General features: G+C 72.7%; 17 protein-coding genes and 1 pseudogene. 16 read left to right on the plus strand and 2 right to left on the minus strand.

The annotated features are described in order from the left end of the window. Nucleotides 1–33 precede the first annotated feature (33 nt). Entirely contained in the window at nucleotides 34–987 is a 954-nt protein-coding gene (locus AB0H71_RS04950) for a helix-turn-helix domain-containing protein (protein ID WP_357014945.1), read from the plus strand. On the opposite strand, the gene AB0H71_RS04955 is transcribed toward AB0H71_RS04950, so the two are convergent. Together AB0H71_RS04955 and AB0H71_RS04960 are read right to left on the minus strand one after the other, a co-directional pair. After that, nucleotides 971–2,137, minus strand: a complete 1,167-nt coding sequence (locus AB0H71_RS04955; RefSeq protein ID WP_357014946.1) for a thiolase family protein — start codon at nucleotides 2,135–2,137, stop codon at nucleotides 971–973. The two genes, AB0H71_RS04950 and AB0H71_RS04955, sit on opposite strands and share 17 nt — an antisense overlap. A 103-nt stretch (nucleotides 2,138–2,240) precedes the next feature. Continuing rightward, nucleotides 2,241–3,551: an FHA domain-containing protein gene (locus AB0H71_RS04960; protein WP_357014949.1), complete on the minus strand. Its 1,311-nt coding sequence runs from the start codon at nucleotides 3,549–3,551 to the stop codon at nucleotides 2,241–2,243. A gap of 146 nt (nucleotides 3,552–3,697) precedes the next feature. Between AB0H71_RS04960 and AB0H71_RS04965 the strand changes: the two genes are divergently transcribed. The 15 genes and pseudogenes from AB0H71_RS04965 to nuoN all read left to right on the plus strand — a co-directional run bounded on the left by AB0H71_RS04965 (nucleotide 3,698) and on the right by nuoN (nucleotide 20,375). Next, the gene (locus AB0H71_RS04965) at nucleotides 3,698–4,102 is read left to right on the plus strand and encodes a hypothetical protein (protein ID WP_357014952.1); all 405 of its coding nucleotides are present in this window, start codon (nucleotides 3,698–3,700) and stop codon (nucleotides 4,100–4,102) included. 662 nt (nucleotides 4,103–4,764) lie between these two features. Continuing rightward, entirely contained in the window at nucleotides 4,765–5,145 is a 381-nt protein-coding gene (locus AB0H71_RS04970; RefSeq protein ID WP_357014954.1) for an NADH-quinone oxidoreductase subunit A, read from the plus strand. Nucleotides 5,146–5,174: 29 nt separating this feature from the next. Beyond that, nucleotides 5,175–5,729 carry an NADH-quinone oxidoreductase subunit B family protein gene (locus AB0H71_RS04975; RefSeq protein ID WP_357014956.1) on the plus strand — a complete coding sequence of 185 codons (555 nt, stop codon included), beginning with the start codon at nucleotides 5,175–5,177 and terminating at the stop codon, nucleotides 5,727–5,729. 116 nt (nucleotides 5,730–5,845) lie between these two features. Further along, nucleotides 5,846–6,556, plus strand: coding sequence for an NADH-quinone oxidoreductase subunit C (locus tag AB0H71_RS04980; protein WP_357016170.1), 711 nt, complete (start codon nucleotides 5,846–5,848; stop codon nucleotides 6,554–6,556). After that, complete coding sequence (nuoD, locus tag AB0H71_RS04985; protein WP_357014958.1) at nucleotides 6,556–7,893, plus strand: NADH dehydrogenase (quinone) subunit D; 1,338 nt, start codon at nucleotides 6,556–6,558, stop codon at nucleotides 7,891–7,893. The genes AB0H71_RS04980 and nuoD overlap by 1 nt, the downstream gene beginning before the upstream one ends. Beyond that, a complete protein-coding gene (gene nuoE, locus AB0H71_RS04990; protein ID WP_357014961.1) occupies nucleotides 7,890–8,585 on the plus strand; it encodes an NADH-quinone oxidoreductase subunit NuoE in 696 nt (231 codons plus the stop codon). The genes nuoD and nuoE overlap by 4 nt, the downstream gene beginning before the upstream one ends. Beyond that, nucleotides 8,582–9,931: an NADH-quinone oxidoreductase subunit NuoF gene (nuoF, locus tag AB0H71_RS04995; protein WP_357014964.1), complete on the plus strand. Its 1,350-nt coding sequence runs from the start codon at nucleotides 8,582–8,584 to the stop codon at nucleotides 9,929–9,931. Before nuoE ends, nuoF begins: the two co-directional genes overlap by 4 nt. Then, a complete protein-coding gene (locus AB0H71_RS05000) occupies nucleotides 9,928–12,369 on the plus strand; it encodes an NADH-quinone oxidoreductase subunit G (RefSeq protein WP_357014966.1) in 2,442 nt (813 codons plus the stop codon). Before nuoF ends, AB0H71_RS05000 begins: the two co-directional genes overlap by 4 nt. Beyond that, nucleotides 12,366–13,610: pseudogene (gene nuoH / locus AB0H71_RS05005) on the plus strand (NADH-quinone oxidoreductase subunit NuoH); the annotation flags it as partial. The gene AB0H71_RS05000 and the pseudogene nuoH, both read left to right, overlap by 4 nt. Beyond that, nucleotides 13,584–14,195: an NADH-quinone oxidoreductase subunit NuoI gene (nuoI, locus tag AB0H71_RS05010; protein ID WP_357016173.1), complete on the plus strand. Its 612-nt coding sequence runs from the start codon at nucleotides 13,584–13,586 to the stop codon at nucleotides 14,193–14,195. The pseudogene nuoH and the gene nuoI, both read left to right, overlap by 27 nt. Continuing rightward, nucleotides 14,192–14,977: an NADH-quinone oxidoreductase subunit J gene (locus AB0H71_RS05015; RefSeq protein WP_357014969.1), complete on the plus strand. Its 786-nt coding sequence runs from the start codon at nucleotides 14,192–14,194 to the stop codon at nucleotides 14,975–14,977. The genes nuoI and AB0H71_RS05015 overlap by 4 nt, the downstream gene beginning before the upstream one ends. Continuing rightward, nucleotides 14,974–15,273, plus strand: coding sequence for an NADH-quinone oxidoreductase subunit NuoK (gene nuoK, locus AB0H71_RS05020; protein ID WP_067651651.1), 300 nt, complete (start codon nucleotides 14,974–14,976; stop codon nucleotides 15,271–15,273). The genes AB0H71_RS05015 and nuoK overlap by 4 nt, the downstream gene beginning before the upstream one ends. A gap of 1 nt (nucleotide 15,274) precedes the next feature. Next, the gene (nuoL, locus tag AB0H71_RS05025) at nucleotides 15,275–17,161 is read left to right on the plus strand and encodes an NADH-quinone oxidoreductase subunit L (RefSeq protein ID WP_357014970.1); all 1,887 of its coding nucleotides are present in this window, start codon (nucleotides 15,275–15,277) and stop codon (nucleotides 17,159–17,161) included. Then, nucleotides 17,158–18,762 (plus strand): NADH-quinone oxidoreductase subunit M, encoded by a 1,605-nt coding sequence (locus AB0H71_RS05030; RefSeq protein WP_357014971.1) that lies wholly within the window; start codon nucleotides 17,158–17,160, stop codon nucleotides 18,760–18,762. The genes nuoL and AB0H71_RS05030 overlap by 4 nt, the downstream gene beginning before the upstream one ends. Continuing rightward, on the plus strand, nucleotides 18,759–20,375 hold the full coding sequence (nuoN, locus tag AB0H71_RS05035) for an NADH-quinone oxidoreductase subunit NuoN (RefSeq protein ID WP_357014973.1): 1,617 nt from the start codon (nucleotides 18,759–18,761) through the stop codon (nucleotides 20,373–20,375). The genes AB0H71_RS05030 and nuoN overlap by 4 nt, the downstream gene beginning before the upstream one ends. Nucleotides 20,376–20,560 lie beyond the last annotated feature (185 nt).

A 20,560-nucleotide genomic window follows, 5' to 3' on the forward strand; every position in this document is an offset into this window, starting at 1 on the left:
TGCCGAGGGCAGGGTGCGGGAAGGGTCGGTGGGGTGGCGGAGTACCGCGCGGAGGAGTTCGCCGCCGATGTCGAGGATCCGACCGGCTCCTGGGTCACCTATGTAGAGGCCAGGCAGGGATCGATCGGGCTGAGTTTTCCCGCCGACGAGTTCCGGTCGGCGGCGTCGGCGCGCGATGTCGGCAGGTTGCAGACGGTCCGGTTCAGCACCGGAGCGATCGGATACCGGCGCTCGGCGCGGCACATTCGCCGGGGTGACGGCGAGAACAGCCATCGCCTGCTCATCCCGCTGCGCGGGCGGTTCCGGATCGAGCAGGGCGACGCGCGCGAGTTCATGCAGCCGGGCAGGGTGGCGTTCTTCCACTGGGGCAGCCCGCTCGCCATCACGCACGACGAGGAGATCAGCGCGCTGATCCTCACCGTCCCCGAGGGCATGGTGGACGCCGCCCGCGCCGCCAAGGCGCCGCTGGCACTGGATGATCGGCGCGCGCTGGTGCGGGGGCTCGTCGCCCAGGCGCGGTGGCTCGACGAGGCCGACGGCTGGACCGCCGCGGACTTCAGCATCGCCTACACCACCGTGCTGGCCCAGCTGGACGGCGCGCTCAACCCGCACCCCGCGATCACCACCGGCCGCCTCGCGGAGCAGGTCGAGCAGGCCATGGCCTTGATCGAGGAGCACGCCGGCGACCGCGACCTCACCCCGGCCGTCATCGCGGGCCGGGTAGGGGTGGCCGAGCGGACCCTGTACCGCGCCTTCGAACAGGCCGGATACCCGGCACCGGGGGTGGTGCTGCGGAGTGCGCGGCTCGCCCGCGCCCACCGGCGGCTGTGCGAAGCGCTGCCGGTGGACCTCACCGAGCTCGCGCGCGAGACCGGCTTCCCCAGCCCGCGCCGGTTCCGCGAGGCGTATCGGGAGCAGTACGGCCGCTCCCCCGCGGAGTTCCGGGCGGAGCTGCTCGGCGAGCGCGCGCCTAGAGCCGCTCGATGATGGTGGCGTTGGCCAGCCCGCCCGCCTCGCACATGGTCTGCAGGCCGTAGCGGCCGCCGGTCTGCTCCAGGTGGTTCACCAGGGTGGCGAGGATGCGGGTGCCGGAGGCGCCGAGCGGGTGGCCGAGCGCGATGGCGCCGCCGCGCGGGTTCAGCTTGGCCGGGTCGGCGGCGAGGTCGTGCTGCCAGACCAGCGGGACCGGGGCGAACGCCTCGTTCACCTCGTAAGCGTCGATGTCGTCGATGCTCAGCCCGGCCCGGTCCAGCACCTTGCGGGTGGCGGGGATGACGGCGGTCAGCATGAGCAGCGGGTCGTCGCCGGTGACGGCGAAGGAGTGGAAGCGGGCGCGCGGGCGCAGGCCGAGCGCGTTCGCCTTCTCCTCGCTCATGATGAGCGCGGCCGAGGCGCCGTCGGTGAGCGGCGAGGAGTTGCCCGGGGTGATGGACCACTCGATCTCCGGGAAGCGCGCCTTGTGCTCGTCGTTCACGAAGGCGGGGCGCAGCCCGGCGAGCTTCTCGGCGGTGGTGCCGGGGCGGATGGTCTCGTCCGCGGTGAGCGTGCCCGCGGCGACCAGTTCGTTGTCGAAGCCGCCCGCGACGGCGGTCTCGGCGGCCAGCCGGTGCGAGCGGGCGGCGAAGGCGTCGAGGGTGTCGCGGTCCAGCTTCCAGCGCGCGGCCAGGATCTCGGCGGCGGTGCCCTGCTGGATGAGCCCCTCCGGGTAGCGGTGCGCGAGCGGGGCGCCGTTGGCGTCCTTGCCCTGCGCGTTGGAGAACATGGGCGCGCGGCTCATGGACTCGACGCCGCAGGCGATGGCGATGTCGTAGGCGCCGGCGATGACGCCCTGCGCGGCGAAGTGCGCGGCCTGCTGGCTGGAGCCGCACTGCCGGTCCACCGTGGTGGCGGGCACCGATTCCGGCAGCCCGGCGGCGAGCGCGGCGGTGCGGGTGATGTTGAACGCCTGCTCCCCCGCCTGCGTGACGCAACCGCCGATCACATCGTCGATCAGCGCCGGGTCGATGCCGGTGCGCTCGATCAGGGTCGAGAGGACACCGGCGAGCAGCGTGGCCGGGTGCACATCGGCGAGCCCGCCTCCGGCTTTCCCCTTCCCCGAAGGGGTGCGGACGATGTCGACGATGACTGCGGACGGCATGGCGGCTCCTGGCTCCGAGGCATCCGCCCGCCACGCGGCGCGTGCGAATGCCGATTAACTTACTGGCACTGTACGCGGTCAGGCCGCCGGCGCGGAAGGGCGCTCAGGACTGGTGCGGGGAGTCGAAGGTGCAGACCCGGCCGCCGAGCAGGAGCTGGGTGCCGGGCGCGAGCGTCATGGGGTGGCCGGGGATGGCGCGGGTCCACTCGTGGCGGCCGGCGGCGCGCAGGTGGGTGCCGTTGGTGGAGCCGCCGTCGACCACGGTGACGTCCCAGTCCACCAGCCGGATCTCGGCGTGGGCGCGCGACATGCCGCCGGAGGGGTCGGCGATCCGGATGGGCCTGGCGCCGCGCGCCGCGACGGCCTCGTGGTGCTCGGGTTCGCGGCCGAGCACCAGGTCGCCGTCGAGGACCAGGGTCTGGCCGTCGTCGAGCAGCAGGATGCCGAGCGGGGGGCGCAGGCCGTCGGTGAGGCTGCGGCCTGGGTGGTCCATGGCGAGTCCGCACACCGCGCAGTAGGAGACCCTGGGGTCGTTGAGGTGGCGGCGCGGGCACGGGAAGCCCTGCACGACCACGCCGCCGATGCGGTCTTCGGTGTGCGCGGGCGGGGCGGGGTTGCGCACCGCGTCGGCGGCGCTCGGGACGACGGTGTCCTCGAGGTCGGCGGGGATCAGGGGGCGCGGGGCGGTGGTGCGGCGGGGGTCGGGGCGCTCGGTCGGGGGTCGGGGGTCGCGGGGTGGGTCGGGGCGCTCGGTCGGGGCGTCCGCGGGTTCCGGGGGCCGGTTTCCGGCGCTGCCCTCGGCGGAGAGCCGCTTGTCCAGCACGACGCCGGTGCGGTGCCGTGGGTCGGTGGGCCGGAGCAGGGCGGGGCCGTGCCCGTCGCCGTCGGTCCAGAGCACCGCGGCGGCGCCCGGGACGGTGCCGCCGCTCAGCCCGAACACCCCGCGCACCGGCAGGTTCTCGACCTCCCGCTCGGGTTCGTCGACGAAGAGCCCGATGCCGACCGCGGGCGCCGGGGTGACCAGCCGGTCGACGGTGAACCCGGCGTCGCGCCCGCGCAGGATCTCGGTGCGCCGCTCGGCGTCGAGCACCGCGCGCACCCCGCCGTGCAGGAACACCGCGACGCCCGCGCCGACCGGGGTGAGCACCCCGAACTCGACGCTGCGCTCGTCGGCGAGCCCCATGAGCCAGGTGGTGGCGAGGCGGGCGAAGGCGCGGCCCGGGTTCTCCGGGTCCTCGGCGATGGCGGCGGTGACCAGGTCCAGCACCGCCCCGGCGTGCCGCCAGGCCAGGGAGATGGCGGTCACCGGGGTCTCCGCGCGGTGCGCGACCACCGCGACCACGCCGTCCGCGACGGCCACGATGTGCCGGCCCGGAATAACCTCCACCTGCGCGGTTCCCGCGAGGCCCCGCATGCGCGCCCCCTCGCCGACGACGGTCCGGCGGTGCCGGAGCTGTTCTGGGGCAAATGCTAGAGCACCGGCGGGGTTCGCACCCGGCACGCCGGGCGATCCGGGCGAACCTGCCACGCGCGCGGGGTCGCCGGACGTACCATTCCGGCGTGGTCGATACCGCTCGCCCGCTTCGGGTCCTGGTCTACAGCAACGATGCCGACACCCGGCAACAGGTGATCACGGCCGTCGGTCGCCGGCCGTCCGGGGAGCTACCCGAGTTCGAGTACCTCGAGGTCGCCACCGGGCCGGTCGTGCTCGAGCGGGTCGATGCCGGTGCGGTGGATCTCGCCATCCTGGACGGTGAGTCGGCGCCCACCGGGGGGCTCGGGTTGGCCAAGCAGCTCAAGGACGAGGTTGCCGACTGCCCTCCGGTGCTCGTGCTCACCGGGCGGGCGGATGATGCGTGGCTGGCGACGTGGTCGCGGGCCGAAGCGGCGGTTCCGCATCCCATCGATGCGTTTCGGTTGGTCGATGCCATCGTCGCGGTTCTTCGGGGGCGCAACGCCGCGTAACGCTCGGCTGAGTCGTGCGGTCCGCCTACCGCCTAGGTCGCCCGCTCCGCGCTCGACCGAGTTGTGCCGCAATGGAGGTTGGTGCGGCACCACCAAGCTCGCCCGCTTCGCGCTCGACTGATTTTCGGCCGCGAGGTGGGTGCGGCACCATCGAGGTCGCCCGCTTCGCGCGCTGAGTAGCCCCGCTCAGCGGGTCGGCCCGCGATAGCCGCCGGAGGCGAGCGACCGCATACCTGGGCAAGGCGAAATCAGTCGAGCGCGGAGCGGCGACGTACTGCACCAGCGAACGCTGAGCGACCTATTCATGCGTGATCGACATGACTAGACCGCCCGGGGCGCCCGGCGAAGGACCCGCCGGTTCTGTCGATGACGATCAAGCCCCAACCTTGCGGACCACGCAACATTACCCCCGGACCGCTCATGAATCGCAGTCCCGAATTCGATCAAACCGCACCCCGTGAACCGAACCGGACACCGATCCCCGGTTGTACTCTGTGCCCTAGCTCACAGAGACGTGGTGCCCCGCATGGCGGACGAGCCCGGCAGCCCCCGGACCCGGCCCGCCGGGCGCCCGCGCGCCGAGAGGCCCGCGACAGCGCCGACCCGAGCCGCCGGGCGGTTCACCCCGCCGACCCCAGCTCTCGAGGAGGGGAAGTGCCGTCGTGAACATCGAATTGCCCGCCCTGGTCCTCGGCGGCCTCGCCGCCGGATTCGCCGTCTTCTCGATCGGGCTCGCCGCCGTGATCGGCCCCAAGCGCTACAACCGGGCCAAGCTCGAGCCGTACGAGTGCGGGATCGAGCCGACCCCGCACGCCGTCGGCGGCGGCCCGGGAAACGCAGCGGGACAGCGCTTTCCGGTGAAGTACTACCTGACCGCCATGCTCTTCATCATTTTCGACATCGAGATCGTCTTCCTCTACCCGTGGGCGGTGCACTTCGACGCGCTCGGGGTGTTCGGGCTCGCGGCGATGGCGCTGTTCGTGCTGAACGTCTCGGTGGCCTACGCCTACGAATGGCGCCGCGGCGGGCTCAGCTGGGACTGAGCGGCGCACCCGACAACCGAGGACACACCATGGGTCTGGAAGAGAAACTGCCGAGCGGTTTCCTGCTGAGCACCGTCGAGGATCTCGCCGGGTACATGCGCAAGGGGTCGCTGTGGCCGGCCACCTTCGGGCTGGCCTGCTGCGCGATCGAGATGATGGCGACCGGCGGCGGCCGCTTCGATATCGCCCGGTTCGGGATGGAGGCGTTCCGTGCGTCGCCGCGGCAGGCGGATCTGATGATCGTCGCGGGGCGGGTGAGCCAGAAGATGGCGCCGGTGCTGCGCCAGGTCTACGACCAGATGACCGAGCCGAAATGGGTGCTGGCCATGGGGGTCTGCGCCTCCTCGGGCGGCATGTTCAACAACTACGCCATCGTGCAGGGCGTCGACCACGTTGTCCCGGTCGACATCTACCTGCCCGGCTGCCCGCCGCGCCCGGAGATGCTGCTCAACGCGATCCTCGCGCTGCACGCCAAGATCCAGGAGACCCCGCTCGGGGTGAACCGGGAGGAGGCCGTCAAGGCGGCCGAGGCGGCGGCGCTGGCCTCGACCCCGACCATCCGGATGGAGGGGTTGCTGCGATGAACGCGCCACGCTCGGAATCGGAACGGGGTGGGCGGGACGACGCGGTGCCCGCCGGCGACCGGGTCTCCCCCGGCGCCGGGCCGGACGGCCCCGATCCCGGCCGGCCCGCGTCCGAGATCGACGCCGCCGCGACGGCGGGCCCCGAGGGCACGATCCCCGACCCGCGGGGCGACCCGGAGGTGATCGGCGTCCGGCACGGCATGTTCGGCGTCCGCGGCACCGGCGACACCTCCGGCTACGGCGGGCTGGTCCGCCCGGTGAGCCTGCCCGGCGGCACGCAGGGCCCGTACGGCGGCTGGTTCGACGGCGCCGTCGCGACGCTGCGCGCCGCGCTCGGCCCGGTCGCGCTGGAGCAGGCGCTGGAGAAGGTGATCGTCTTCCGCGGCGAGCTCACCCTGCACGTGCACCGCGAGCACCTGCCGCTGGTGGCGCGGGCGCTGCGCGACGACGAGGGGCTGCGCTTCGAGCTGTGCCTCGGCGTGAACGGCGTGCACTACCCGGAGGACGCGGGCCGCGAGCTGCACGCGGTCTACCAGCTGTCCTCGATCACGCACGGCTACCGGTTGCGCGTCGAGGTCTCGGCGCCGGACGCCGACCCGCACATCCCGTCGCTGTTCGAGATCTACCCGACCACCGACTGGCACGAGCGGGAGACCTACGACTTCTTCGGCATCGTCTTCGACGGGCACCCCTCGCTGACCCGCATCACCATGCCGGACGACTGGCGGGGGCACCCGCAGCGCAAGGACTACCCGCTCGGCGGGATCCCGGTCGAGTACAAGGGCGCGCGCATCCCGCCGCCCGACCAGCGGAGGGCCTACAGCTGATGAACCACACCGATATCGAGAACCGCCCGAAGCACGCCAGGCCGGAGGCGGAGCCGCCGATGGTGACGCTCGCCGGGCAGGACTGGGATCAGGTCGGCGCGGTGCTGGAGAGCGTCGCCGAGGAACGCATCGTGGTGAACATGGGGCCGCAGCACCCCTCCACGCACGGCGTGCTCCGGCTGATCCTGGAGATCGAGGGCGAGACCGTGGTGGAGGCGCGCTGCGGCATCGGCTACCTGCACACCGGGATCGAGAAGAACCTGGAGTTCCGCACCTGGACCCAGGGCGTCACCTTCGTGACCCGCATGGACTACCTCTCCCCGTTCTTCAACGAGACCGCCTACTGCCTCGGCGTGGAGCGGCTGCTCGACATCACCGAGGCGATCCCGGAGCGCGCCACCGTGGTCCGGGTGCTGCTCATGGAGCTGAACCGGATCTCCTCGCACCTGGTGGCGCTGGCCACCGGCGGCATGGAGCTGGGCGCGCTCACCGCCATGCTCTTCGGTTTCCGGGAGCGCGAGCTCATCCTCGACGTCTTCGAGACGGTGACCGGGCTGCGGATGAACCACGCCTACATCCGCCCCGGCGGGCTGGCCCAGGACTTCCCGGACGCGGCCGTCACCAAGGTCCGCGACCTGCTCACGCTGCTGCCGAAGCGGCTGCGGGAGATGGAGCTGCTGCTCAGCAGCAATCCGATCTGGAAGGCGCGCACCAAGGGCGTCGGGTACCTGGATCTGACCGGTTGCATGGCGCTAGGCATCACCGGGCCGGTGCTGCGCTCGGCCGGGCTGCCGCACGACCTGCGCCGCGCGCACCCGTACTGCGGGTACGAGACCTACGAGTTCGACATCCCGACCGCGGCGGGCTGCGACTGCTACGGCCGCTACCTGATCCGGGTGGCGGAGATGAAGGAGTCGCTCAAGATCGTCGAGCAGTGCCTGGACCGGCTGCGGCCGGGCCCGGTCATGGTCGACGACCGGAAGATCGCGTGGCCCGCGGATCTGGCGGTCGGGCCGGATGGGCTCGGTAATTCGCCGCAGCACATCGGGAAGATCATGGGGTCGTCGATGGAGGGGTTGATCCACCACTTCAAGCTGGTCACCGAGGGGGTCCGGGTGCCGGCCGGGCAGGTGTACTCGGCGGTGGAGTCGCCGCGCGGGGAGCTCGGGGTGCACATGGTCTCCGACGGCGGGACGCGGCCGTACCGGGTGCACTACCGCGACCCGTCGTTCACGAATCTGCAGGCGGTGGCGGCGATGTGCGAGGGCGGGCTGGTGGCCGATGTGATCGCCGCGGTGGCCAGCATCGACCCGGTGATGGGCGGGGTGGACCGATGACCGAGATCCTGCTGCGGCTCTCCACCCGCCCCGATCCGTACCCGGAGGCGGTGCGCGAGCGGCTCGCCCGCGATGCCGAGGTGATCGTGGCCCGCTATCCGCAGCCCCGCTCGGCGCTGCTGCCGCTGCTGCACCTGGTGCAGGCCGAGGAGGGGTTCGTCTCGGCCACCGGCATCGACTTCTGCGCGCAGCTGCTCGGGCTGACCGCGGCCGAGGTGACTGCGGTGGCGACCTTCTACTCCATGTACCGGCGCACGCCGACCGGCGACTACCACGTCGGGGTGTGCACGAACACGCTCTGCGCGGTGCTCGGCGGGGACGCCATCCTGGCCCGGCTGCGCGAGCACCTCGGGATCGAGCACGGGCAGACCACCGCGGACGGCGCGGTCACGCTCGAGCACATCGAGTGCAACGCGGCCTGCGACTACGCCCCGGTCGTCATGGTGAACTGGGAGTTCTTCGACAACCAGACCCCGGATTCGGCGCAGGCGCTGGTGGACGCGTTGCGCGCGGGTGACCAGGTGGTGCCCACCCGCGGCGCCCCGCTCTGCCGCTTCCGCGACACCGCCCGCATCCTCGCCGGTTTCCCGGACGAACGCCCCGGCGCCCTGGACGGCATGGCGGGTGAACCGACGCTGGCGGGGTTGCAGGTCGCGCGCGAGCAGGCGAAATCCGACGGGGAGCCGGCATGACCGCGCTGACACCGGTGCTGAGCCGGTACTGGGACTCCCCCCGCTCCTGGACCCTGGACACCTACCACGAGCACGGCGGCTACGACGCGCTGCGCACCGCGCTGTCGATGACCCCGGACGCGGTCATCCAGCTGGTCAAGGACTCCGGGCTGCGCGGCCGCGGCGGCGCGGGCTTCCCGACCGGCACCAAGTGGAGCTTCATCCCGCAGGGTCCGGGCCCGGACGGCACCGTGCCCCCGCACTACCTGGTGGTGAACGCCGACGAGTCGGAGCCGGGCACCTGCAAGGACATCCCGCTCATGATGGCGACCCCGCACGCCCTGGTCGAGGGCGCGATCATCGCCGCCTACGCCATCCGCGCGAGCCACGCCTTCCTCTACGTGCGCGGCGAGGTCGTCCCGGTGCTGCGCCGCCTGCAGGCCGCGGCCGCCCAGGCGTACGCCGCCGGCTACCTGGGCCGGGACATCCTCGGCTCGGGCTTCGACCTGGAGCTGATCGTGCACGCGGGCGCGGGCGCCTACATCTGCGGCGAGGAGACGGCGCTGCTGGATTCGCTGGAGGGCAGGCGCGGCCAGCCCCGGCTGCGCCCGCCGTTCCCGGCGGTCGCCGGGCTCTACGCGCGCCCGACGGTGGTCAACAATGTGGAGTCGATCGCGAGCGTGCCGCCGATCATCAGCAACGGCATCGACTGGTTCCGCGCGATGGGCAGCGAGAAATCGCCCGGCTTCACGCTGTACTCGCTCTCCGGGCACGTGGCCCGCCCCGGCCAGTACGAGGCGCCGCTGGGGATCACGCTGCGCGAGCTGCTCGGCTACGCGGGCGGGGTGCGGGCGGGGCACCGGGTGAAGTTCTGGACCCCGGGCGGTTCGTCCACGCCGCTCTTCACCGACGAGCACCTCGACGTCCCGCTGGACTACGAGCACGTCGCCGCCGCGGGCTCCATGCTCGGCACCAAGGCGCTGCAGATCTTCGACGAGACCACCTGCGTGGTGCGCGCGGTGCTGCGCTGGACGGAGTTCTACGCGCACGAGTCCTGCGGCAAGTGCACCCCCTGCCGGGAGGGCACCTACTGGCTGGTCCAGTTGCTGCGCAGGCTGGAGACCGGCGACGGCACGGAGGCCGACCTGGACACCCTGCTCGATCTCTGCGACAGCATCAACGGCAAGTCGTTCTGCGCGCTCGGCGACGGCGCGGCGAGCCCGATCCTGTCCTCGCTGAAGTACTTCCGCGACGAGTACCTGGAGCACCTGCGCCGCGGCGCCTGCCCCTTCGACCCCGCGGCCTGCACGGCCTGGGCCGACGGCGGCTGGCAGAAGGCGGGCGCGGACCCGGAGGAGACGCCATGACCGCCACCGTCCCCGGCACCGGCCGGGAGCAGGCCGTCACCGACCTGGTGACGCTGACCATCGACGACACCGAGATCAGCGTGCCGAAGGGCACCCTGCTGATCCGCGCCGCGGAGCTGGTCGGCATCCAGATCCCGCGGTTCTGCGACCACCCGCTGCTCGACCCGGTCGGCGCCTGCCGCCAGTGCCTGATCGAGGTGGAGGGCCAGCGCAAACCGGTGGCGTCGTGCACCATCGCGGTCACCGACGGCATGGTGGTGCGCACCCAGCTCACCTCGGCGGCGGCGAACCGCGCCCAGGAGGGCGTGATGGAGCTGCTGCTCATCAACCACCCGCTGGACTGCCCGGTCTGCGACAAGGGCGGCGAGTGCCCGCTGCAGAACCAGGCCATGTCCTCGGGGCGCGCCGAATCCCGCTTCGACGGGGTGAAACGCACCTACCCCAAACCGATCCCGCTCTCCACCGCCGTGCTGCTGGACCGGGAGCGCTGCGTGCTGTGCGCGCGCTGCACCCGCTTCTCCCAGCAGGTGGCGGGCGACCCGTTCATCGAGCTCATGGATCGGGGCGCGCTGCAGCAGGTCGGCACCGCCGAGGCCGAGCCGCTGGATTCCTACTTCTCCGGGAACACGGTGCAGATCTGCCCGGTGGGGGCGCTCACCGGCACCGCCTACCGGTTCCGGGCGCGCCCGTTCGACCTGGTCTCCAGCCCGAGCGTGTGCGAGCACTGCGCGTCGGGCTGCGCGCAGCGCACCGACCACCGGCGCGGGAAGGTGCTGCGCCGCCTGGCCGGGGACGACCCGCGGGTGAACGAGGAGTGGAACTGCGACAAGGGCCGCTGGGCCTTCGCCTACGCCACCGCGCGCGACCGGATCGGCACTCCGCTGGTGCGCGGCGCCGACGGCGAGCTGGCCCCCGCCTCCTGGCCGGAGGCGCTGGCCATCGTGGCGACCGGGCTGACCGAGGCGCGCGGCGCGGCCGGGGTGCTGGTCGGGGGCAGGGCGACCGAGGAGGACGCCTACGCCTACGCCAAGTTCGCGCGGGTCGCGCTCGGCTCCAACGACATCGACTTCCGGGCGCGGCCGCACTCCGCGGAGGAGGCGGAGTTCCTGGCGGCGCTGGTGGCCGGGCGCGGGGTCGGCGTGGAGTACGCGAGCCTGGAGCGGGCGCCGATCGTGCTGCTCGCCGGGTTCGAGCCGGAGGAGGAGTCGCCCATCGTCTACCTGCGGCTGCGCAAGGCCGCGCGGACCGCGAAGGTGCCGGTGTACGCGATCGCGCCGTTCACCTCGCGCGGGCTGACCCGGATGTCGGGCACGCTGCTGCGCACCGAGCCGGGCGGCGAGCCCGCGCTGCTGGACGCGCTGCGCACCGACGCGGGCACCGCGGCGCGGCTGCTGCGCGAGCCGGGCGCGGTGATCCTGGCCGGTGAGCGGCTGGCCGCGATTCCGGGGGCGCTCTCGGCGGTGGCGCGGCTGGCGGCGGAGTCCGGCGCGGGGCTGGCCTGGGTGCCGCGGCGGGCCGGGGAGCGCGGTGCGGTCGAGGCCGGGGCGCTGCCGGGGCTGCTGCCCGGTGGCCGTCCGGTGGCGGATCCGGCGGCGCGCGGGCAGGTCTCGGCGGCGTGGGGCGGGGCCGAGCTGCCGGTCTCGGCGGGCCGGGACACCGCAGGCATCCTGGCCGCCGCGGGTGAGCTGCGCGCCCTGCTGCTCGGCGGGGTCGACCTGGACGATCTGCCCGACCCGGTCGCGGCCCGCGCGGCGCTGGCCTCGGCGGCGTTCGTGGTGAGCCTGGAGCAGCGGCACAGCGCGGTCACCGAGTACGCGGATGTGGTGTTCCCGGTGGCGGCGGTGGCGGAGAAGGCGGGCACCTTCCGGAACTGGGAGGGCAGGGCGCGGCCGTTCGAGGCGGCGCTGGGCGGGTCGACGGTGCGCCGCACCGCGGCCCCGCTGCCGGACCTGCGGGTGCTGCACGCGCTCGCCGAGGAGATGCGCACCCCGATCGGGCTGCGCGATGTCGCCGCGGCGCGCGCGGAGCTGGCCGGGCTCGGCCGCTGGACCGGAGCCCCGGTCCCGGCGCCGGAGCACGACCACCCCGAGCTGCCGCACCCGGAGTCCGGGTCGGCGATCCTCACCGGCTGGCGCATGCTGCTCGACCGGGGCCGCATGCAGGACGGGGAGGACGCGCTCGCCGGGTCGGCGCGGGCCGCGGTGGTCCGGCTCTCCGCCGATACTGCCGCCGAGATCGGCGCCGCCCCGGGCGAACCGGTCACCGTGCGCACCGGCCACGGCGCGATCACGCTCCCACTGGAGCTCGCCGACCTGCCGGACCGGGTGGTGTGGCTGCCCTGGAACTCACCGGGCAGCACCGTGGGCGCGACGCTGCGCGCCCGCCCCGGCGACGTCGTCTCGATCGGCCCGGCCGCTACCGAAGGAGCCCCGCGATGAACGGCGTGTTCGGCACCGACCCCTTCTGGCTGGTGCTGCTGAAAGCGGTGGGCGTCTTCGTCTTCGCCATCATGATCCCGCTCATCGCGGTGCTGGCCGAGCGCAAGGTCGTGGCCCGCATGCAGATGCGGATCGGCCCGAACCGCACCGGCCCGTTCGGCATCCTGCAGAGCATCGCCGACGGCGCCAAGATGGCGCTCAAAGAGGACATCATCCCGGCGGTGGTGGACAAGCCGATCTACATCATGGCGCCGATCATCTCGGTGATCCCCGCCTTCATGGCCTTCGCGGTGATCCCCTTCGGCCCGGAGGTCTCGATCTTCGGCCACACCACCGCGCTGCAGCTCACCGATATGCCGGTGGCGGTGCTCTACATCCTGGCCATCACCTCGATCGGGGTGTACGGGATCGTGCTGGCGGGCTGGTCGTCGGGGTCGACGTACCCGCTGCTGGGCGGGTTGCGCTCGACCGCGCAGGTGATCTCCTACGAGATCGCGATGGCGCTCTGCTTCGCGGCGGTATTCCTGCTCTCGGGCACCATGGCGACCTCGGGCATCGTGGCCGCGCAGACCGGCACCTGGTACGTCTTCCTGCTGCTCCCCTCGTTCCTGATCTACTGCGTGGCCATGGTCGGCGAGACCAACCGGGCCCCGTTCGACCTCCCCGAGGCCGAGGGCGAGCTGGTCGGCGGCTTCCACACCGAGTACTCCTCGCTCAAGTTCGCCATGTTCATGCTGGCCGAGTACGTGAACATGGGCACCGTCTCGGCGCTGGCGACCACGCTGTTCCTCGGCGGCTGGCGGGCGCCGTGGCCGCTGAACATGTGGGACGGCGCGAACACCGGCTGGTGGCCGCTGCTCTGGTTCACGCTCAAGGTGTGGACGTTCCTGTTCGTCTTCGTCTGGCTGCGCGGCACGCTGCCCCGGCTGCGCTACGACCAGTTCATGAACCTGGGCTGGAAGCTGCTCATCCCGACCGCGCTGCTCTGGGTGATGGTGGTGGCCACGGCCCGGGTGCTCGGCAACGAGGGCTACCCGGTGCAGACCTCGATCCTGGTGCTGGCCGGGCTGGCGATCACCGCGGGCATGGTCGCGCTGTTCCTGCGCGCCGGCCGGGCGCCGACGGTCCCGGACGAACCGGCCGAGACCGGGCCGCCCGCAGCGGAATCCGGCGGCAGGCACGGTGCGGTGTACCTGGGCTTCCCGACCCCGCCGGTGCCCGCCGGGCTGACGCACGCCGACGCCGCCACCGGCGGGCTGCTGGAGCCGCTGGCCGGGTTCGCGGTGACCGCGGCGACCATGTTCAAGAAGCCGATCACCGAGTTCTACCCGGAGCAGAAGGTGCCGACCGCACCCCGCTACCACGGCAGGCACCAGCTGAACCGGCACCCGGACGGGCTGGAGAAGTGCGTGGGCTGCGAGCTCTGCGCCTGGGCCTGCCCGGCGGACGCCATCTTCGTCGAGGGCGCCGACAATACCGAGGGCGAGCGGTTCTCCCCCGGTGAGCGGTACGGGCGGGTCTACCAGATCAACTACCTGCGCTGCATCGGCTGCGGGCTCTGCGTGGAGGCGTGCCCGACCCGGGCGCTGACCATGATCAACGACTACGAGCTCACCGACGACAACCGGGCGGCGCTCATCTACGAGAAGGACGCGCTGCTCGCCCCGCTCGGGCCCGGCATGCAGGCGCCGCCGCACGCCATGGTGCCCGGCACCGACGAGGGTGACTACTACCGCGCCGGCGTCACCGGCGACCTGCCCGACCCGGGCCCCGCGGCCCGCGCGGCGGCGCCGGTCCCCGCCGCGTCGACCGGAGGTGTCCGATGAGCGCGCTGTCGACCCTGGCGGCGGAGCTCCCCGCCACCGGAACCGGTGAGGCCGTGCAGTTCTGGATCCTGGCCCCGGTGGCGATCCTGGGCGCGCTCGGCATGGTCTTCGCCCGCAAGGCGGTGCACTCCGCGCTCTGCCTGGCGGCGACCATGATCACCCTGGCCATCTTCTACATCGCGCAGGACGCGCTGTTCCTGGGCGTGGTGCAGATCGTGGTCTACACCGGCGCGGTGATGATGCTGTTCCTGTTCGTGCTCATGCTGGTCGGCGTCGATTCGGCGGAGTCGCTCACCGAGACGCTGCGCGGCCAGCGGGTGGCGGCGACGCTGGTCGGGCTCGGCTTCGGCGCGCTGTTCGTGGCGGGGCTCTCCCGTGGCGTCCGCGCGGCCGAGATCTCCTTCCCGGCCACGGGTTTCCCGGGCCGGGATGTGATCGCGGAGCTGGCCGAGCTGATCTTCCTGCGCTACGTGTGGGCCTTCGAGCTGACCGGCGCGCTGCTGATCACCGCCACCATCGGCGCCATGGTGCTGGCGCACCGCGAGCAGTTCGGCCCCCGGTTGAACCAGCGCGAGCTGGTCCGGCGCCGCTTCCACGGCGGCGGCACCCGCCCGACCCCGCAGCCCACCCCCGGCGTGTACGCCAGGCACAACGCCGTCGACGTCCCGGCCCGGCTGCCGGACGGCTCGTTCGCCGAGCAGTCGGTGAGCACGATCCTGCGGCAGCGCAAGGACAAGGCGCTCACCGACCCGACGGTGCTCGACGAGGAGGAGAACCGGTGAACCCCGCGAACTACCTGTTCCTGTCGGCCCTGCTGTTCACCATCGGCGCCGCCGGTGTACTGCTGCGGCGCAACGCCATCGTGGTGTTCATGTGCGTCGAGCTCATGCTGAACGCGGTGAACCTGGCGTTCGTGACCTTCGCCCGGCTGCACGCGAACCTGGAGGGCCAGGTCTTCGCCTTCTTCACCATGGTGGTGGCCGCGGCCGAGGTCGTGGTGGGGCTGGCGATCATCATGACCATCTTCCGCACCCGCCGCTCGACCTCGGTCGACGACGCCAGCCTGCTGCGGTTCTGACATGGATACCGTGACGCTCTGGCTGCTGCCCGCGCTGCCGCTGGCAGGCGCGGCCGTCCTGCTGCTGCTCGGCCGCCGCGCCGACCGCTGGGGGCACTGGCTCGGCTGCGCGACCGCGCTCGCCTCCTTCGCCCTGGCCGCGGTGGCGTTCTTCGCCATGCTCGGCCGGGCCACACCCGATCGCGCGATCGGCGCCGACCTGTACTCCTGGGTCCCGGTGGACGGCCTCCAGGTGGATCTGGCGCTGCGCCTGGACCAGCTCTCGATGTGCTTCGTGCTGCTGATCACCGGCGTCGGATCGCTGATCCACATCTACTCGACCGGCTACATGAAGGACGACCCCGGCCGCCGCCGCTTCTTCGGCTTCCTGAACCTGTTCCTCGGCGCCATGCTGCTGCTGGTGCTCGCGGACAACTTCCTGGTGCTCTACCTGGGCTGGGAGGGCGTCGGGCTGGCCTCGTACCTGCTGATCGGCTTCTGGTTCCACAAGCCGTCGGCGGCGACCGCGGCCAAGAAGGCGTTCGTGGTGAACCGGGTCGGCGACACCGGCCTCGCCATCGCCATGATGGTCATGTTCGCCACCTTCGGCTCGGTCGATTTCGGCACCGTCTTCGCCGGGGTGCCCGGGGCGAGCGAGGGCACGGTGCTGGCGCTGGGGCTGCTGCTCCTGCTGGCGGCGTGCGGCAAGTCGGCGCAGGTGCCGCTGCAGTCCTGGCTCGGCGACGCCATGGAGGGCCCGACCCCGGTCTCGGCGCTCATCCACGCCGCCACCATGGTCACCGCCGGCGTCTACCTGATCGCCCGCTGCCATGCCGTCTACGACCTGTCGGCGGGCGCGCGGCTGGCGGTGGTGCTGGTCGGCGCGGTGACGCTGCTGTTCGGCGCGATCATCGGCTGCGCCAAGGACGACATCAAGAAGGCGCTGGCCGCCTCCACCATGAGCCAGATCGGCTACATGGTGCTGGCCGCCGGGCTCGGCCCGGCCGGGTACGCCTTCGCCATCCTGCACCTGCTCACGCACGGCTTCTTCAAGGCCGGGCTGTTCCTCGGCGCCGGGTCGGTCATGCACGCCATGAACGACGAGACCGACATGCGCCGCTACGGCGCGCTGCGGGCGGCGCTGCCGATCACCTTCGCCACCTTCGGGCTCGGCTACCTGGCGATCATCGGGGTGCCGCCGTTCGCCGGGTTCTTCTCCAAGGACAAGATCATCGAGGCGGCCTTCGCCGAGCCGGGCGCGGCCGGGATCGCGCTGGGCGCGGTCACGCTGCTCGGCGCCGGGCTGACCGCGTTCTACATGACCAGGGTCATGCTGCTCACCTTCTTCGGCGAGCGCCGCTGGGCCGAGGACGCGCACCCGCACGAGGCGCCCGCCTCCATGACCGGCCCGATGATCGTGCTGGCCTTCGGCTCGGTCGGCGCGGGCGGGCTGCTGGTGATCGGCGCCGGATTGCAGACCTGGCTGGCCCCGGTGGTCGGCGAGGCGCACGGCGAGCACACGATTCCGGCCTGGGTGGTCACGGTGCTGGCGCTGGCCACGGTCGCGGTGGGCGTCGCGGTGGCGGTCCGGCTCTACGGGCGCCGCCCGGTGCCGCGGACCGCGCCCGAGCCGGTGTCGGCGCTGACCACGGCGGCGCGCCGGGATCTCTACGGCGACGCGGTGAACGAGGCGGCGTTCATGCGCCCCGGTCAGCACCTGACCCGCTCGCTGGTCTTCGTCGACGCCCGCGGGATCGACGGCCTGGTGAACAGCACCGCGGCCGCGATCGGCGGGCTCTCGGCCCGGCTGCGGCGCGCGCAGACCGGTTTCGTGCGCTCCTACGCCCTGTCCATGTTCACCGGCGCGGCCCTGGTGGCCGCAGCCCTGCTGGCGGTGAGGATCTGGTGAACGATTTCCCCTGGTTGACGGTTCTGTGGCTGGTCCCGGCGGCGGGCGCGCTACTGGCCGCGGTGGTGCCGGCCGCGCGCCCGGCCGCGGCGCGCTACGTCGCGCTCGGCGCCGCGCTGCTCACGCTGGCGGTGGCGATCGGGATCGCGGTGGGATTCGAGCCGGGCGCCGGCCGCTACCAGTTCGTCGAGGACCACCGGTGGATCCCGGCCTTCGGCGCGGGCTACACCCTCGGCGTGGACGGCATCGCGCTGGTGCTGGTGCTGCTCACCGCCGCGCTCATGCCGCTGCTGCTGCTCGCGGGCTGGCACGACGACCGCACCGCGGGCGCCGGGCCGCGCGCCGCGCACACCTATGTGGCGCTCATGCTGGTGGTCGAGGCGATGGTGCTGCTCTCCTTCACCTCGCTCGACATCCTGCTGTTCTACGTGTTCTTCGAGGCCATGCTGATCCCGATGTACTTCCTCATCGGCGGTTTCGGCCCGCGCGCCGGCGACGAGCAGGCGCGGCAGCAGCGGTCGCGGGCGGCGGTGAAGTTCCTGCTCTACAACCTGTTCGGCGGGCTGGTCATGCTGGCGGCGGTGATCGGGCTCTACGTGCTCACCGCGCGCGAGGGGCTCGGCCCGGACGGCGGCGGCAGCTTCGACATGCGGATCGTGGCCGAGGCGGCGGCGAACGGGCAGCTCGGCGCGGCGGCGCCGGTGCTGGACGCGCTGTTCCTCGGCTTCCTCTTCGCCTTCGCGGTGAAGGCGCCGCTGTGGCCGCTGCACACCTGGCTGCCCGGCGCGGCGGTGGCCGCGACCCCGGCGGGCGCGGTGCTCATGATGGCGGTGGTGGACAAGGTCGGCACCTTCGGCATGCTGCGCTACAGCCTGCCGCTCTTCCCGGACTCCGCCCGCTCCTACGCCCCGGTGATCGTCACCCTGGCGGTGATCGGCATCCTCTACGGTGCGCTGCTGGCGATCGGCCAGACCGACATCATGCGGCTCATCGCCTACACCTCGATCTCGCACTTCGGCTTCATCATCCTCGGCATCTTCGCCATGACCGGGCAGGGCCAGACCGGCGCCACGCTCTACATGGTGAACCACGGAATCTCCACCGCCGCACTGTTCCTGGTGGCCGGGTTCCTGGTGTCGCGGCGGGGAAGCACGCTGATCGCCGACTACGGCGGGGTGCAGAAGGTGGCGCCGGTGCTGGCGGGCAGTTTCTTCGTGGCCGGGCTGGCCACGCTGTCGCTGCCCGGGCTGGCGCCGTTCGTGAGCGAGTTCCTGGTGCTGGTCGGCACCTTCACCCGCTACCAGGTGGCGGCGATCGTGGCGGCGGGCGCGCTGGTGCTGGCCGCGATCTACATCCTGTGGCTCTACCAGCGGGTCATGACCGGCCCGGTGCGCGACGAGAACGCGAAGCTGCCGGATCTGGTGCCGCGCGAGCTGCTGGTGGTGGCGCCGCTGCTGGCCGCGCTGCTGTTCCTCGGCGTCTATCCGAAACCGGTGCTGGAGGTGGTGGATCCCGCGGTCCGCCAGACGCTGACCTCGGTCGGCGTGCAGGATCCGGCGCCGACCGTTCCCACCGCCGAAGCCGGGGAGGGCCCGAAGTGACCGTGACCGTTGTGGCGGCGGCGCTGCCCGCGCCGAGTATCGAGTACGGGCTGCTCTCCCCCATGCTGCTGGTCTTCGCGGCCGGGGTGCTCGGGGTGCTGGTCGAGGCGTTCGCGCCGCGCCGGCTGCGCTACCCCCTGCAGCTGGCGCTGGCGCTGGCCGCGCTGGTGGCGGCGTTCGTGGCGGTGCTGCTGCTGGCGGGCACCGAGGCGACGGCGGTGGCGGGCGCGGTCGCGGTGGACGGGGTGGCGCTGTTCCTGCAGGGCGCCATCCTGATCGTCGCGGTGCTCGGCGTGGTCTTCGCCGCCGAGCGCGGCCTCCCCGCCCCCGGCCGGGCCCGCTCCGGCCCCGGCACCTGGACCGCGGCCGCCGCCCAGCACGCCGCGCGCCGGGTGGACGCCTTCACCCCGCAGGCCGCGGCGGTGCCCGGCGGCGCCGACGAGGACGCGGCCGCGCGCGCCGGGATCGCCACCACCGAGGTGTTCCCGCTGCTGCTGCTCGCGGTGGGCGGGCTGCTGCTCTTCCCGGCCGCCAACGATCTGCTGACCATGTTCGTGGCGCTGGAGGTGCTCTCACTGCCGCTGTACCTGCTGTGCGGGCTGGCCCGGTACCGGCGGCTGCTCTCGCAGGAGGCGGCGCTGAAATATTTCCTGCTCGGCGCCTTCTCGTCGGCATTCTTCCTGTACGGGGTGGCGCTGCTCTACGGCGCGGCGGGCACGGTACGGCTGAGCGGGATCGGTGCCGCGCTGGCCGGGCAGTCCGGGGACGCGCTGCTGGCGCTGCTCGGGGTCGGCATGCTGGCGGTGGGGTTGCTGTTCAAGGTGGGCGCGGTGCCGTTCCAGGCGTGGGTGCCCGATGTGTACCAGGGGGCGCCGACGCCGGTGACGGCGTTCATGGCGGCGGCGACCAAGATCGCGTCGATCGGCGCGCTGGTGCGGGTGCTCGCGGTGGCGGTGCCCGCGCTGCGCGACGACTGGCGGCCGGTGCTGGCGGCGATCTGCATCGCGACCATGGCGCTCGGCGCGGTCATGGCGGTCACCCAGACCGATGTGAAGCGGATGCTGGCGTATTCGTCGGTGGCGCATGCCGGTTTCCTGCTCACCGGCGTGGTGGCGGCCGACGACGCGGGCACCGCGGCACTGCTGTTCTACCTGGCCGTCTACGGTCTCGGCACGCTCGCGGCCTTCGCCGCGGTGGCGCTGGTGCGCGCCCCCGACGGGTCGGAGGCGACCGCGCTGGCCGACTGGGCCGGGCTCGGGCGGCGCAGCCCGTGGCTGGCGGGCGCCTTCGCGCTGCTCCTGCTCTCCTTCGCCGGTATCCCGCTGACCAGTGGCTTCGTCGCCAAGTTCGCGGTGTTCGGGGCGGCGGCCGGTGCGGACGCGGCGGTGCTGGTGATCGTGGGCGTGCTGTGCAGCGCGGTGGCGGCGTTCTTCTACGTGCGGGTGATCGTGATGATGTTCTTCACCGACCCGCCCGCGGCCGGGCCGAGCGTCATCACCCCCGCGCCGACCACCGCGGTGGTGGCGGTGGGGTCGGTCGCCACGCTGCTGCTCGGGGTCTTCCCGCAGCCGCTGCTCGACCTGGCCGAGCGGGCGGCGGTATTCGTGCGCTGAGATCGGTGCGCGGCGTAAGCCGGGCGACAGCCGCGCACCGGATGCGGACACTCGTCCCGGCACGAAGCGATGTGATGCACCCCGCTGAATTCGCGGAAGCGATCGCCGCCGCGTTCAGGACAGAATGAGCGCGAAAGCGGCGAGCAGCCAGAGCAATTGATACTGCAGCAGGACGGGGACCTGGA

This window comes from Nocardia sp. NPDC050697, from assembly GCF_040654395.1.
Taxonomy (GTDB): domain Bacteria; phylum Actinomycetota; class Actinomycetes; order Mycobacteriales; family Mycobacteriaceae; genus Nocardia.

Coding starts and splice junctions, on each gene's coding strand:
- AB0H71_RS04955 (WP_357014946.1), bottom strand. CDS start 2,137: ATGCCGTCCGCAGTCATCGTCGACATCGTCCGCACCCCTTCGGGGAAG.
- AB0H71_RS04960 (WP_357014949.1), bottom strand. CDS start 3,551: ATGCGGGGCCTCGCGGGAACCGCGCAGGTGGAGGTTATTCCGGGCCGG.
- AB0H71_RS04975 (WP_357014956.1), top strand. CDS start 5,175: ATGGGTCTGGAAGAGAAACTGCCGAGCGGTTTCCTGCTGAGCACCGTC.
- nuoD (WP_357014958.1), top strand. CDS start 6,556: ATGAACCACACCGATATCGAGAACCGCCCGAAGCACGCCAGGCCGGAG.
- nuoE (WP_357014961.1), top strand. CDS start 7,890: ATGACCGAGATCCTGCTGCGGCTCTCCACCCGCCCCGATCCGTACCCG.
- nuoF (WP_357014964.1), top strand. CDS start 8,582: ATGACCGCGCTGACACCGGTGCTGAGCCGGTACTGGGACTCCCCCCGC.
- AB0H71_RS05000 (WP_357014966.1), top strand. CDS start 9,928: ATGACCGCCACCGTCCCCGGCACCGGCCGGGAGCAGGCCGTCACCGAC.
- AB0H71_RS05015 (WP_357014969.1), top strand. CDS start 14,192: ATGAGCGCGCTGTCGACCCTGGCGGCGGAGCTCCCCGCCACCGGAACC.
- nuoL (WP_357014970.1), top strand. CDS start 15,275: ATGGATACCGTGACGCTCTGGCTGCTGCCCGCGCTGCCGCTGGCAGGC.